Here is a 13,773-nt window from a genome sequence, read left to right as displayed (position 1 = left end):
AGCTACAGCCCGGCGGCGTCGAGAGTCTTGAGGAACGTCGGCCGGCGCTTGTGCGCGATACGCAGCTCCGCAAGGTACCGCCCGAACGCCGCGGGCTCTCCTGCCGCCTGGTACGCGGCCCGCAAGGCCGGGAGCAACGCGATGGCCCGTCGGTAGCGCCGTTTGTCAGCCGAGTTGAGGATCACCTGCTCGACAAGGTCCCGGTACGGCTGGATCACCTCCGCCGGATGCATCACGGCCCGCCTTTCCAGCAGGGTCTGCCACTGCGGCCCGCCGAGCCACCGCCGGTGGCGAAGGGCCTCCTGCCAGGCCTCATCTTCGCGGCCCACCGCCACCAGCACGCCGACCAACTCCGAGGCGTACACCGGCTCCTGGTCGACCCGGTCGCGCAGCACTTCCAACGCCCAACCCGTCGGATCGTCGCCGCCGGCCGCCCCCGCCGTGTCGATCAACGATCGGTACCCCGCAGCGGTGGGATGCCGGCTGAACTCCTTCCGCCGGACCCGCCTTGCACCCGACGTGTCGCCAGCGGCGAGGAGCATGTTGACCAGAAGGTCGCGAAGCCGGTCGGTGTAGGGCGAGCCCGCGTTGGTGGCCACGCCCCGCCGGGCCCAGCCGATCGCCTCGTCTCGACGCCCGGCCGTACATAGCGTCTCGGCGATCCGTTGGTACTGCGCGGCGCTGGTCAGGTGCTCGGCCAGCACCGCGACGTACCGGTCGACGTCGCCCGACACCTCAGCGAGTTGCTCACGCAGGTCACGCACCGCGAACCCGGCGGTCCACGACTCCGGGTCGGCGACACGTGCCCGCTCGGCGACCAGCCGCTCCACCTCCGCGATCCCCCGCTTCCCCAACGCCGGAGCGAAGTCGGCCAGGCGGACGCGGGGCCAACCGGGACCGTCGCACGCAAGCTTCACGAGCCAGCCGGCCAGACTGACCGGGTTCGGTAGTGCCGCCACGCATACCTTCGCGTACAGGTCCATGAGCTCTTGCAGGTCGTCTCCGATGATTCCGGAAGAGTCATCCAGATACATCAGGGCCCGCGTGATGCGGTCGATGGCCTTGCGCAACACCGGCACCGCAAGATCCGCCCGACCGTCGGCGACCAACCGATCACACTCCTCGGCGACCTGGCGGGCGATCTTCGAGTACTCCCGTCGACCCCGGTAGGGATCTCGTCGGCGATCCCAGCGCAGCCGGTCCACCAACACCGTCAGTTCGTCACCGGTCACCTCTCCATCTCAGCAGACCGCGACCCGGCGTCGGGAACGCGCCACCCCAAGCTGAGGGGCGTGCCGGATGACCAGGATCTGGACCACGCAATCGAGGCGATCGTCGACGACGCCTACGGCGCCGACGAGCAACACAACGCGGTCCTCGCCGTGATCGAGGACGAGACACACCAGCCCACCGCGGCCACCCTGCTGGACACCCCGGTCACCGTCGCCTCGACCGACTACACGAATGAGGCACCGTGGCCCACCTGCCAAGGCCCGGATGACACGGGCGAGGTCGCCCTCGCCGGCCTGACGTTCCCGCCGGACACGGTCACCGCCCGGATCCACACCACCTACCGGCGTCACCTCAGCCTCACACCGCTCCCCGCCCGGTTCAGGTCCGAGTGGGCCTGGGCCAGCACCTGACTGCGCCTCAGCGGCGGCGGGCGTACGCGGCCAGCCGTTCGCTGACCGGGCTGATCCGCGGTCGCGGCACCTGCCGGAAGTGCTCCGGCTTGTATGCGCGGAGAAGATCCTCACCGTCGCGGGTCCAGTCGAAACGCGGCTTCTTCAGCAGCCGCCGGAACACTACACTCGCCCGCTCGGGATCACGCGCGGCCAGCCGCCGCAGCACCAGCGGGCCGACGCTGTCATCGTGCAGGTAGGCCGACGTGTGCTCCCGATAGCGGCGGCGGCGCAGCAGGTCCGGATCCGCGAACGCTGCCTCCACCAGCGCGAACTCGGCGTAGAAGCCCAATCCGTCGACTTCGTCGTAGATCATCGCCACCGTCTCCGCGTCCACGACATCCGGCGGCAACTCGAACATCGGTGTCTTCTGTACGGCCCGCTCGGAAGCCGGCGACGTGGCCGACACCTCCGCACGGCAGAACGCGTGGTAGTCGGCCATCCGGTCAACGATCTGATCACCGGTCACCACCACCAGGTCGCTGCCGAAGAACCGCACGAACCGGTTCCGATCCTGACGTTGCAGCTCCCACGCTTGGGCCAGCTTCTCCGGGTTTCGGTACACCGCCTCGGGTGCACGCAGCGACATTTCCAACGCCATCTGGTAGGCGATGTCTCGCTCCTGCGGACGCCATACGTTCATCGGGCCGCTGATCATCCACTCCTCGCCCACCGCCACCAGCCGAGCGAGCAGGAACGACCGACGCGGCGTACGCCGGAACACCGACGACCCCATGTTGGACCGCACTCGGTAGGTCAACTCATCCACAAGGTTGACCACGATCAACGCCGCCCCGTCGCGCCCCTGCACCTCGAACGGCCCCTGCACCACATCCCGCCACCCGAGCAGCATCTGACGCTCCGGCTCGGACAAGTCCGGGTGCGCGGCGACGAACTGCTCCACCACCGTCCGGCCGTTACGCAGCCGATGCTCTAGGACGAAGTAGTCCCAGAGGATCATCAAAGCGTGCTCATCGAGTGCAACGCGCCCGTCGTGCTGGTCCGCCAGCACATCATCGAACGCCCGGGCATAACGTCGCTGCTGCGAGAACGCCACCAGCCGCTGCTTCAGCTCACCCGCACGATTCAACAGATCATCATCAACGGTGATCGGCACGGCACGTTCATACCACGACGCAACGGCCGGCGGATCTGAACCGCCCCGGACGAGGTGTGACGGCCTTGGCCGGCAGCGTCTGCGATCCCGTGCGATGGCATACGTGTAGCCGGCGAAGGGAACTGCGCCAGTTCACCTCGACCAACTCCAACCGCCGCCCATTTCGACTCGCATCTGACCTCGGCCTCCAGGCAGGTCGATGCGTAGCTGCGCACGGATGGAGAGCGTGCCGGCGCGTCTCCCACTCATCCATCAGCCCTTGCCCAGCTGCGGCTCCCGCCTTCGGAGGCGGGAGCCGCAGCTGGGCGTTCTTGTGCCCGCAGCCCTCGATCTCGTCCAGCAGGTACTCGACCCCACCGCAGGCAGATCGGCCAGCCCGAGCGACGGGTGTGCCGACACAAAGCCTGCCCGGCGTACGGGTCTTGAACTCCTTCCCCTCGGCCGCGACGGCCGACACGTGGCGCTCCCGCAGAACACGACCGAACCAGCGCCTACCCCGAGCACCTCACCTTCATCGAAAGGCAATCCACCATGGGAACTCTTCAGAATTTGCACACTCGTGCAGATCTCGACCAAGCCAATCAGCCGGAAACCCGAGACGGATCAACACCCATTCAGACCCCCGAGCCCTACGCGACTTCACGCGACTCCTCACAATCCCCACCCGCGGACTTGCCTGCTCCCCCGGCGATATGCCTGAAGAGCCAGGGCAAGGAGGCCCACTCGAACGAGCCGCAGAACGCACATCGCCTCACGGTGGCAGAGATCAACAGCAGGCTTGACACCCCAGGCCCACAGCGGGTGGATAGAGGTCCACAACGGACCAGTTTCGCGACCATTCATCGCAGCGACAACGCAAACGATTCCCGATCCCAGCCCTACTGGGACCGCGAAAGGACACCCGAACAATGCCCGCCCCACTCCCAAGGCCCCGGCAAAGTCGTTAGCCTCGGCCCTTCGTTAAGGGCTGTCCAAGGAGTGGACCGGGAACGGAGAAGTGCCTTCTGATCAGGGAAATTGGACTTGCTGAGGGTCCGAGTTTCCTGTCACGGAAGGCACTTGCTGGGTGAAGTCTACCGCAACACGTCCGAAGATCACGGTGGCCGGGGACGGGCGGGGCGTGGTCGGTCATGCCGGTGCCCCGGTTGTCCGGGTTGTGGTTCCACTGCCACTGCAGCCCCAGGTTCGACCCGTTCCATGCGTTCTCGGCCGACTCTGTCAGAAAATCCGCGTTGGTGGTGTTCCAGTAGCCCGCGCGCTCACGGAGGTTGTCGACGTCGTCCGAGGCAACGACGGCGGCCCCGTCGCCGGCCGTCCGTGCGCCGCCGCGGGCGCTTGCGGATTGAGAGTGAAAACCGGCCACCCGTCGTCGTCCCAGGTCACGCCGACGAGCTGAGGCGAACGACCCAGCGGGCCCTCGTCCTGGAACAGCATGGCGTACCACTGCCCGTCGTACGTCTGGACGACTCCGCCCTGGGCCACGCCGGTTCCGGGCCGGCCCCCGATCGTCACGCCCTGGCTCAGCACGACCCGGCCCTTCCACGCGCCGCCCGCCGACTGCGGCGTGAGGGACGGCGACCGCCACAGCACCTCCTGGCGGACGCCACCCGACGGCCACTCGATCATGAAGACGTAGTAGTAGTCCCCGATCTTGTACGCGTGAGCGCCCTCGGCGTGCAGACCGCTGGTCTGGTCGACGTTGGCGTCCTCGACGAGCCGCGTCGCCGGGCCGTCCCACCCGAGGGTCCCGTCGTCGTGCCGCCGCAGCCTGCGCAGGTCGATCGACCCGCCACCGTAGACAAGCCAGACGTCGTCGCCGTCGAACAGCAGCGACTGATCGTGGGCGTACCCGTCGAGCACCGACCTGCTGCACAGCCCGTGCTCGATGTTGGGAGTCGAGTAGACGTACGTCTGCTGAGTGGTGAGGCTGCCGACCGACACGTAGTAGGTCCTGTCATGGAACCTGATGCTCGCTGCCCAGCTGCCCTGGCCGTACGCGTCTTGGCCGTTGCGCAGCGCCAGCGCGTCCGCGTCGTCGAGGATCGCCGCAGCGTACCCGGCGATGGACCAGTGCACCAGGTCGCTCGAGCGCATGATCGGGACGCTCGGCGCGAAGTACATCGTCGTGCTGACCATGTAGTAGTACCGGCCGTCGAAGACGACGTCCGGGTCGGGCACGTCCGCGAAGATGACAGGGTTGGTGAAGTCTGCCCCGCCCCGCCGTCGCGGATGTTCACGTTCGATCGGTCCATCAGCGCAGCTCGAGCGCCACGGTGACGTAGGAGTGGGCGGGCAGGTCGACCTCGAGCCCCCGGGGATGGGGGCCCACGCCGGCATGGTCGGTGGGGGCGACGGCGTCGAGCTGCTCGGGGCTGTTGTGCGCGTCGAGCGCGGTGGCGGTCAGCACCCGCGCGGTGTGCCCGACGACGTCGCGGCCGCGCAGGTCCAGGACGATGGTGCGGTCCGTCTCGGCGTCGAGGTTGGACAGCGAGACCAGGGCGGTGTCGCCCTTGACCGACGCGGACGCCGAGACCAGCGGCAGCTCGGTCGCGTCGACGGCGCGAGTCTCGACGTCGCGCAGGTGAACCGCGAGGGCGGCGGCATCGTGGTGGCCGGTGTTCATAGCGAAGACGTGGTATGTCGGGGTGAGCACGAGCGCCCCCGTGTCGGGGTCGGTGAGGATCATGGCCTGCAGCACGTTGACGGTCTGGGCGATGTTCGCCATGACCACCCGCTCGGCGTGCCGGTGGAACGCGTCGAGGTGCACGGAGGCGACCAGGGCGTCGCGCAGCGTGTTCTGCTGGTACAGGAACCCGGGGTTGGTGCCCTTCTCCACGTTCCACCACGTGCCCCACTCGTCCACGACCAGGCCGACCTTGCGGTGCGGGTCGTAGCGGTCCATGACCGTGGAGTGCCGGGTGAGCAGCTCCTCCATGCGCCGGGCGCGGGCCATGGTCACGTACCACTCGTCGGTGCTGAACCCGGTGGCGTCGCCCTTGTCCGACCACGACCCGGCCATCGTGTAATAGTGCAGCGACACGGCCTGGAACGGGCCCGCCGACCCGGCCGGGTCCGCCGCCAGGTCGTCGAACGAGCGCATGAGCGTCTCGGTCCAGTGCAGGTCGGCCTCGTTCGCGCCCGCCGCGATCCGGTACAGCAGGTTGCCGCCGTGGTTGCGGCAGTAGGTGGCGTACTGCCGGGCCAGAGACGCGAACTGCTCGGCGCGCAGGTTGCCGCCGCAGCCCCACGCCTCGTTGCCCAGGCCCCAGAACGGCACCCGCCACGGCTTCTCGCGCCCGTTCGCCCGCCGCAGCGCCGCCATCGGTGAGTCGTCCGCCCGGGTCAGGTACTCCACCCAGTCCGACATCTCCGCCACCGACCCGGACCCCACGTTCCCCGACACGTACGGGTCGGCACCGAGCAGCTCGCACAGGTCCATGAACTCGTGCGTGCCGAACGCGTTGTCCTCCACCACGTCGCCCCAGTGCGAGTTGACCATCCGCGGGCGGCTCTCGCGCGGGCCGATGCCGTCACGCCAGTGGTAGTCGTCGGCGAAGCAGCCGCCCGGCCAACGCAGGTTCGGGATCGAGATCGCCCGCAACGCCTCGACCACGTCCGAGCGGATGCCCCGCACGTTCGCGACCGGCGAGTCCTCACCCACCCAGAACCCGCCGTAGATGCACCGCCCCAGGTGCTCGGCGAAGTGCCCGTACACGTGCCGGCTGATCGTGGCGCCGGGCAGGTCGAGGTCGATCACTGCGGTCGTGGTCGTCGTCATTGTCTCCCCATCAGTTGCGTGTTCCGTCATTGCATGCCTCAGCGAGGAGCTCGCGGAAGCCAGACCCGCATCGGGCCGGGGGCGCGGTTGCCCCAGGTCGAGAACGGGATCGCTGTCACCGTGTGCTCGTCGACGAGCTCGGTGGCGGTGTCGGGGTCGTGGAGGCCGGTGCCGCGTCCCGGTGATCGGGGATGCGGGGACAGGCGCGCAAGGCGGACGTGCGCCCATAGGTGCTCGACATGGTTTCCTTCGACCGAAACGGGCTAAACGGCGCGGGTGGTTGCACGGCCCTAAGCCCCACCGCGGGTGGAGCCACGTACCACGAGACGGACGGGCGCGACGACGTGCTCGGCCGGGCCGGTCCAGCCCGCCATCTGCCGGTGCAGCAGACCCACCGCGGTCTCAGCGACACCTTCATGGTTCGCGTCGACGGAGGTGAGGCCGGGCGGGACGAAGCTTGACATGTCGAGGTTGTCGAACCCGGCGAGCTGGACGTCGGTGGGCACCCGGAGCCCGCTCTCTGCCAGGGCCGCGACCGCGCCGAGCGCGACGACGTCGGTGACGGCGAAGACGCCGTCGAAGGGCAGACCGGACGCGATCACATCGAGCAGGGCATCACGTCCGGCCGCCGACGTGAACGTGGAGATGGGCACCACATAGCGTGCGTCGACATCGAGGCCGGCATCGCGATGTGCGCGCTCCCAGCCAATGCGGCGGTCCGACGTCATCATGTGCGCGGTGTCGAACGTGCAGCCCAACCCAACGATGCGCCGCGAGCCGTGCTCGATCATGTGCGCCGTCGCGAGGCGGGCGCCCTCTTCGTTCGCCAGCCGCACGTGGTTGAACCGGTCGGGCACGTCACGCTCGCCGAGCAGCACGATGGGCTTGGCGGTACGCACGCGGTCCAGCTGGTCGCGGTCGAGTCCGACGACGGACAGCAGGACGCCGTCGTAGAGCTGGAGTCGCGCGACGCTCAGCGCCGCCATCTCATGCTCGGGGCAGCCGCTCGTCCGCTCAAGGACGAGGTGCCGCCCCTCGGCCTCGATCAGCGGCGCGATCTTGTCGGAGACCTCACCGAAGTAGTCGTGGAAGCTCGGCACGATGAAGGCGACGGTGTCGGTCCGTCCCGCGCGCAGGTGGCGCGCGGTCAGGTTGACCTCGTACCCCAGCGCCTCGACGGCGGCCATGACACGGGCGCGCGTCGGTTCGTTGACCGGGAGGCGCTCATTGACGACGTTCGACACGGTCATGACCGAGACGCCCGCCTCACGGGCGACGTCCGCCATCCTTACCACATATCCTCCTTATCGCGGCATTCTGCCAGCTCAGCAACGTCGTCTGGCGAGAAGCCCGCCACCCATCCACCCGCCGGGGCGGGCCTTGACGTAACACGATCGACTCTCTACTTTAACGCTAAAATCCGCTCGGAATGAGGCCGCCAAGCCCCAACTCGCGTCGATATGCCCACAAATTCCAGTCAAGGACGACCGGAACTGTTCTCAAGGGAGAGCCCTCGGTGCGTACCACAAGAACGAAGTTGTCAATTGTTGTCCTGGCTGCAGCCGTGTTAGTAGGACTTGTCGGATGTACCTCTGCCGACAACCCCGAAGACGACTCGGGAACGCTGACCCCCAGTGACCCCACGACGTTCACGGTCTGGATCACGTCGGCCCAGCAGGCCCCGGCACCCGAAAACAAGATCACCAAGCTGCTCAAGGACAAGCTCGGTGTCACCCTCAAGTACGAGATCGTCACGCCGGACAACGAGGACCAGAAGATCGGTGTCATGCTCGCCGGCGGTGAGTTCCCCGACCTCATCGGCACCGGCGACCTGAAGCAGCGTCTCCTGCAGGGCGGCGCTCTGCGGCGCCTGGACGACATGCTGGCCAAGGGGGACTACCCCAACCTCGCCGAGCACGTCAAGGACGACATCAAGAAGATGAGCTACTCGGGCGACGAGGTGGACAAGGGCCTGTACATCCTCCCGAACTACAACCGCTTCTACGGCGACGTCACGGGCGGCGTCTACTACGGTCCCGCGTTCTGGATCCAGAAGCGTGTGCTCGCGGACGCCGGCTACCCGGACCTCAGCAACATGACGCTCGACCGCTACTTCCAGCTCATCTCGAACTACAAGGCGAAGCACCCCCAGACCGCCGGCGCCCCGACCGTCGGCTTCGAAATTCTGGCGTCCACGGGCCGTGAGTGGGGCATGACTAACCCGCCGGCGCAGCTGGCAGGCTTCCCGAACAACGGTGGCGTCGTCGTCGACGGCAACAACAACGCGTCGATCTTCGCCGACAAGGACATCGCGAAGAACTTCTACAAGGTCCTCAACCAGCAGTACAACTCGGGTGTCGTCGACCCCGAGTCCTTCACCCTGACGTTCGACCAGTACACCGCGAAGCTGGCCACCGGCACCGTCCTCGGCATGCACGACCAGGGCTGGAACTTCCAGACCGCCACCCAGTCGCTGCAGAGCGCCGGCAAGGACGAGTACACCTACGTGCCCCTCATGCCCGTCTACGACGGGGTGAAGCCCTGGTACGCCGACCGCCCCGTCATGAACACCAACCAGGGGTTCGGCGTCTCGGTCTCCAGCAAGCAGCCGAAGAAGGCACTGAAGTTCCTCGACATCATGCTCAGCGAAGAGTGGCAGAAGACGCTCTCCTGGGGCATCGCTGGCGAGGACTACCAGGTCGGCGCCGACGGCGTCTTCTCCCGCACGGACGAGCAGCGGAAGAACTACAAGGACCTCACCTGGCGTGCCTCCAACCGTCTCGATGCGCTGCTCGACATGCTGCCCAAGCGCAACGGCCAGTTCTCCGACGGCAACGCCTACAGCCCCGACGACCAGCCCGCCGAGTTCTACGCGACGCTGAGCGACTACGACAAGGACTTCATGGCGAAGTACGGCAAGAAGACCTGGCTTGACTTCGTGAACAAGGCACCGGACAACCCCAAGTACTACCCGGCGTGGAACCTCACGCTCTCCGACGACGCCAACCAGGTCAACCAGCAGCTGACCGACACCAGCGTGCAGAAGCTGCCGGGGATCATCGCCGGCCCGCCCGCCGACTTCGACAAGAACTGGCAGGCCTACGTCGACTCCATCCGCAAGATCGACGTCAAGGTGTACGAGGACGCAGTCACCGCTGGCATCAAGGACCGTCTGGCCAACTGGTAACAGTCTGCGAGCAGTCGTGGTGGGGGGCGTGCGCCCCCCACCACGACGCGTTCTCGATTACCACCCACTGCTCCTGACGACGAGGTTGGACAGATGACGGACGCCCCGGTCGGCATCCCCGTGACCGCCACCGGGCTCGAACCGGCCCCGGAGCCCGCGAGCAGTTCGCGTGCCCGGAACCGCAAGGCCCGAAAGAATGCCGCGAAGGATCCCAAGCGCAAGATCACCTGGGACCTGGTCTGGGCGCAGCGAGCCCTGCTCGCGATGGCCGTCCCGCTGCTGCTGTACCAGATCCTGTTCAAGTACGTCCCGGTCTACGGCTGGGCGATCGCCTTCCAGGACTTCAAGCCGGCTCGCGGCAGCAGCCCCTGGCCGGGTCCCCGCAGCCTCTGGAACCAGCAGTGGGTGGGCCTCGAGAACTTCCACAACCTGTTCACCGGTGTCATGGGTGAGCGGTTCATCCGGGTCGTGATCAACACGATAGGACAGTCGCTCCTGACCCTGACCGTCGGTACCCTCGGGGCCATCGTCCTAGCGCTGCTGCTGAACGAAGTCAAGAACCTGCCGTTCAAGCGAGTCCTTCAGAACATCACCTACATGCCCCACTTCCTCAGCTGGGTGATCGTGGCGAGCATGGCATCGGTGGCGCTCTCGCTGCCCTCCTCCGGCGGGTTCATCAACCAGGGCCTCATGAACCTGCACATCGTCGACCAACCGATCCTGTTCCTGACCGAGCCGAACTACTTCTGGGGGATCGTCGCCGGGACGAACCTGTGGAAGGAACTGGGCTGGAACACGATCATCTACCTGGCCGCGATCACCGCGATCGACCCGAGCCTGTACGAGTCCGCCGAGGTCGACGGAGCAGGCCGCTTTCGCAAGATGTTCAGCATCACGCTCCCGAGCATCAGGCCCACGATCGTCGTGCTGCTCATCATCAACAGCGGCTGGATCCTGTCCACGAACTTCGAGCTGCCGTACTTCCTCGGCAACGGCCTGGTGTCCGACAGGTCCGAGACCATCGACGTCTTCGTGCTGCGCTATGGCTACGAGCTGGGCAACTACAGCCTCGCCATCGTCGCGGGCATCTTCAAGACCATCGTCGCCGTCATCCTGGTGGGCGCGGCGAACCAAGCGGCCAAGCGCCTCAACCAAGAGACGCTGGTCTAGGAGGACTTCATGTCAAGCACCACTGTCGCGAAGCCTCCGGCGCGGCGCGCATCACGGGGCGGGTCACGGCGTCGCAAGTGGACGACCGAGCGGATTATCTTCACGACGCTCAACACGACCTTCCTGCTGGCCCTCGCGGCGGTCATGGTCTACCCGCTGCTGAACACGCTCGCCATCTCCCTGAACGACGGCATGGACGCCGTCCGTGGCGGGATCGGCATCTGGCCTCGGGACTTCTCGCTGCAGAACTACAACGTCGTGTTCAACATGCACACGATCTACCAGGCGTTCTTCATGAGCGTCCTGAAGACGGTCGTGGTGGTGGCGACAAACCTGTTCTTCACCTCGATGCTCGCCTACGCGCTCAGCCGCACAGAGTTCATCTTCCGCCGCCCGATCACCGTGATCTTCGTGCTGACGATGTACTTCGACGCCGGGCTGATCCCCAACTACCTGCTCATCAAGGACCTGGGCATGCTGAACACCTTCCAGGCCTACTGGGTGCCGACGATCATCAGCGCGTTCAACCTGATCATCCTGCGCACGTACATGAAGTCGATCCCTGAGGAGATCATCGAGTCGGCACGGATGGACGGTGCGGGCGAGTTCCGCACGTGGTGGCAGATCGTGATGCCGCTGTGCAAGCCCGCGCTGGCCGTGGTGGGTCTGTTCGTGGCGGTGGGCAGCTGGAACGCCTGGCTGGACACCCTGCTCTACGCCTCGGGCAATCCGGCGTTGACCACCTTGCAGTACGAGTTGCAGAAGCTGCTGTCGAGCTCGATGAACGCCGGCGTGAACTCCGTGGCCGCCACGGGCGCCGCGTCCTCTGGCGGGCAGGTCACCACACCGATCGCGCTGCGGTCGGCGATCACCATGGTGGCGGCCGTCCCCATCCTGTTCGTCTACCCGTTCCTGCAGAAGCACTTCGTGTCCGGTCTCATGATCGGCTCCGTGAAGGGCTGATCGCGTCGGCCTCCCGCCCACCGCAGGAGGCCGACCCCGTCCCCAGGACCCGCAACTGCGCACACTGAAAGGCCCCGACCATTCTCCGTTTCAACCCCACGTCGCGACTGTGGCGCATCCTGGACTCGCTCGGCTCCATCATCGTGATCAGCCTGTTCTGGCTCCTGAGCCTCGGCCTTGTCGTGACGGCGGGAGCGGGAACGGTGGTCGCCTACGAGGTGTGCCGCCGGTACGTCCTGGGCAAGGACGGTGGCGTCCGGGCCATTGCTGCGAAGGCTTTGCGGCAGAGCTGGAGGCAGGCGACCGTCGTCGGTCTGCTGGCCGTCCCGGTCGCGGCCGTCGGCATCCTCTCGCTCTCCTACCTGCCCACTCGCGGGCTGGCCGAGGTCTGGGTGTCGCTCATTGTCGTCGGACTTTTCCTCCTGCTCCTGGTCTTCTGGTGCCTCCCCCTCGTAGCCCGCTTCACCAACCCCACCTGGCGCCAGGTGCTCAACGGGCTCACGTTGGGGCTGACGACGCCCAGCCTGACGTTCCTGCTCGGGATCGCCGTGGTCCTCGGGGGCGTCACCATCTGGAACTTCATGCCCGCGGTGTTCGTGGTGCCCGGCCTGATCCTCCTGTGGTGGTGCTACCTGCTCGAGCGGTTCTTCGTCGCCCGGGGGTACGTGCAAATGGAGCCGAAGGAGGCAGAGGCCTGACGCTCTCCAGCCGTGGACCTGAGTTGTCTCGTGAAGCGGCTCGCGGCGATCTTGTACACAGAACGGTGGGGGTGGACCAGCTTCGGTGGCCTGGGCACCGACGTATGGGAGGTGCGAGTGGGACGGCAGGTTCGCCGGTTCCGGCACACCCCTGACTGGACGTTTAGTCCACGCTCGTGGCGAGAGCGGCGGATTCATATATCGATTCTGATGACCGGGCGGGTCCTCTGAGCGTCGCGCCTACCCGTCCGACCTGTCCGATGCCCGCTGGGCCCTGATCGCACCCCGACTGACCGCCTGGCGACAAGCCCGCACCGACGCCGGAGTCGGCGGCCGCACCGCCACCCGCGACCTGCGCGAGATCCTCAACGCCATCCTCTACGTCAATCGCACCGGCATCGCCTGGCGACACCTGCCCCACGACCTGCCGCCCTACCAGACCGTCTACGCCTACTTCGCCGCCTGGAGCAAGGAAGGCATCTTCTCCGAACTGAACTACCACCTCACCGGCCTGGTCCGTGACCACCACGGGCGGACCACCACCCCGACCGCCTCCATAATGGACATCCAGAGCGTCAAGACATCCACCAACGTTCCGACCACCACCCAGGGCATCGACCCGAACAAGAAGATCGTCGGCCGCAAACGCGGCATCATCACCGACACCCTCGGCCTCCTACGCACCGTGATCGTCACCGCCGCCAGCGTCAGCGACTACACCATCGGCATGGACCTGCTCGACCAGGCCACCACCGCCCATCCCACCCTGGCCAAGACCTGGGTCGACGCCGGCTTCAAAAACCGCGTCGTCGAACACGGTGCCCGCCTGGGCGTTGACGTCGAGGTTGTCACCAAAGACCCCAGCGTCAAGGGCTTCAGCGTCGTCAAGCGCCGATGGGTGGTCGAACACACCTTGGGCTGGCTGATGCAGCACCGTCATCTCGTACGTGACTACGAGACCCGTCCCGACAACTCCGCCAGCATGATCACCATCGCAATGATCGACAACCTTGCCAAACGACTCTCCGCCGAAACCACACCGACCTGGCGAGAAACATGAAACCACATAACACACAAACTACGTGAATCAGACGCCCTCTTAGCGAACCATTCCAGGATGCCGCTGATTGCTGCCCTCAGCCACCGACCTGGGGCATTCCCGCCTTGTGCTGAACGTG

The 13,773-nt window shown here is 66.5% G+C and carries 13 protein-coding genes; 7 read left to right on the top strand and 6 right to left on the bottom strand.

The window, feature by feature from the left end; all coding sequences use genetic code 11:
* Positions 1 to 2 precede the first annotated feature (2 nt).
* Positions 3 to 1,232 (bottom strand): DUF6880 family protein, encoded by a 1,230-nt coding sequence (locus C1A38_RS02385; RefSeq protein WP_102656180.1) that lies wholly within the window; start codon positions 1,230 to 1,232, stop codon positions 3 to 5.
* 60 nt (positions 1,233 to 1,292) lie between these two features.
* On the opposite strand from C1A38_RS02385, the gene C1A38_RS02380 reads away from it, so the two are divergent.
* The gene (locus tag C1A38_RS02380; protein ID WP_102656179.1) at positions 1,293 to 1,643 is read left to right on the top strand and encodes a hypothetical protein; all 351 of its coding nucleotides are present in this window, start codon (positions 1,293 to 1,295) and stop codon (positions 1,641 to 1,643) included.
* Between the two features lie 7 nt (positions 1,644 to 1,650).
* Here C1A38_RS02380 and C1A38_RS02375 read toward each other — a convergent pair whose 3' ends face one another.
* Positions 1,651 to 2,643 carry a hypothetical protein gene (locus tag C1A38_RS02375; RefSeq protein WP_102656178.1) on the bottom strand — a complete coding sequence of 331 codons (993 nt, stop codon included), beginning with the start codon at positions 2,641 to 2,643 and terminating at the stop codon, positions 1,651 to 1,653.
* A 6-nt stretch (positions 2,644 to 2,649) separates the two neighbouring features.
* Here C1A38_RS02375 and C1A38_RS02370 point away from each other — a divergent pair, with 6 nt between their 5' ends.
* Positions 2,650 to 2,838 (top strand): hypothetical protein, encoded by a 189-nt coding sequence (locus C1A38_RS02370; protein WP_102656177.1) that lies wholly within the window; start codon positions 2,650 to 2,652, stop codon positions 2,836 to 2,838.
* 1,179 nt (positions 2,839 to 4,017) lie between these two features.
* Here C1A38_RS02370 and C1A38_RS02365 read toward each other — a convergent pair.
* The 4 genes from C1A38_RS02365 to C1A38_RS02355 all read right to left on the bottom strand — a co-directional run bounded on the left by C1A38_RS02365 (position 4,018) and on the right by C1A38_RS02355 (position 7,863).
* Positions 4,018 to 5,136, bottom strand: coding sequence for a glycoside hydrolase 43 family protein (locus C1A38_RS02365; RefSeq protein WP_102656176.1), 1,119 nt, complete (start codon positions 5,134 to 5,136; stop codon positions 4,018 to 4,020).
* Positions 5,051 to 6,577, bottom strand: coding sequence for an alpha-N-arabinofuranosidase (locus C1A38_RS32135; protein ID WP_102656175.1), 1,527 nt, complete (start codon positions 6,575 to 6,577; stop codon positions 5,051 to 5,053). The genes C1A38_RS02365 and C1A38_RS32135 overlap by 86 nt, the downstream gene beginning before the upstream one ends.
* A 38-nt stretch (positions 6,578 to 6,615) precedes the next feature.
* Positions 6,616 to 6,696 carry a hypothetical protein gene (locus tag C1A38_RS32300; protein WP_353505311.1) on the bottom strand — a complete coding sequence of 27 codons (81 nt, stop codon included), beginning with the start codon at positions 6,694 to 6,696 and terminating at the stop codon, positions 6,616 to 6,618.
* Positions 6,697 to 6,867: 171 nt separating this feature from the next.
* Entirely contained in the window at positions 6,868 to 7,863 is a 996-nt protein-coding gene (locus C1A38_RS02355; RefSeq protein WP_102656174.1) for a LacI family DNA-binding transcriptional regulator, read from the bottom strand.
* Between the two features lie 278 nt (positions 7,864 to 8,141).
* Between C1A38_RS02355 and C1A38_RS02350 the strand changes: the two genes are divergently transcribed.
* The 5 genes from C1A38_RS02350 (at position 8,142) to C1A38_RS02330 (ending at position 13,655) form a co-directional block, all read left to right on the top strand.
* On the top strand, positions 8,142 to 9,764 hold the full coding sequence (locus tag C1A38_RS02350; RefSeq protein ID WP_102656173.1) for a type 2 periplasmic-binding domain-containing protein: 1,623 nt from the start codon (positions 8,142 to 8,144) through the stop codon (positions 9,762 to 9,764).
* Positions 9,765 to 9,857: 93 nt separating this feature from the next.
* On the top strand, positions 9,858 to 10,934 hold the full coding sequence (locus tag C1A38_RS02345; protein ID WP_102656172.1) for an ABC transporter permease: 1,077 nt from the start codon (positions 9,858 to 9,860) through the stop codon (positions 10,932 to 10,934).
* Between the two features lie 9 nt (positions 10,935 to 10,943).
* Positions 10,944 to 11,897 (top strand): carbohydrate ABC transporter permease, encoded by a 954-nt coding sequence (locus tag C1A38_RS02340; protein WP_102656171.1) that lies wholly within the window; start codon positions 10,944 to 10,946, stop codon positions 11,895 to 11,897.
* 143 nt (positions 11,898 to 12,040) lie between these two features.
* Entirely contained in the window at positions 12,041 to 12,595 is a 555-nt protein-coding gene (locus tag C1A38_RS02335) for a YesL family protein (protein WP_102656170.1), read from the top strand.
* Positions 12,596 to 12,848: 253 nt separating this feature from the next.
* Positions 12,849 to 13,655 carry an IS5 family transposase gene (locus C1A38_RS02330; RefSeq protein ID WP_102656169.1) on the top strand — a complete coding sequence of 269 codons (807 nt, stop codon included), beginning with the start codon at positions 12,849 to 12,851 and terminating at the stop codon, positions 13,653 to 13,655.
* Positions 13,656 to 13,773 lie beyond the last annotated feature (118 nt).

Source organism: Verrucosispora sp. ts21 (genome assembly GCF_002879555.1).
GTDB classification, from domain to species: Bacteria; Actinomycetota; Actinomycetes; order Mycobacteriales; family Micromonosporaceae; genus Micromonospora; species Micromonospora gifhornensis.
The sequence above is the reverse complement of the archived record's forward strand: the minus strand, read 5'-3'. Positions and strand labels throughout refer to the sequence as shown.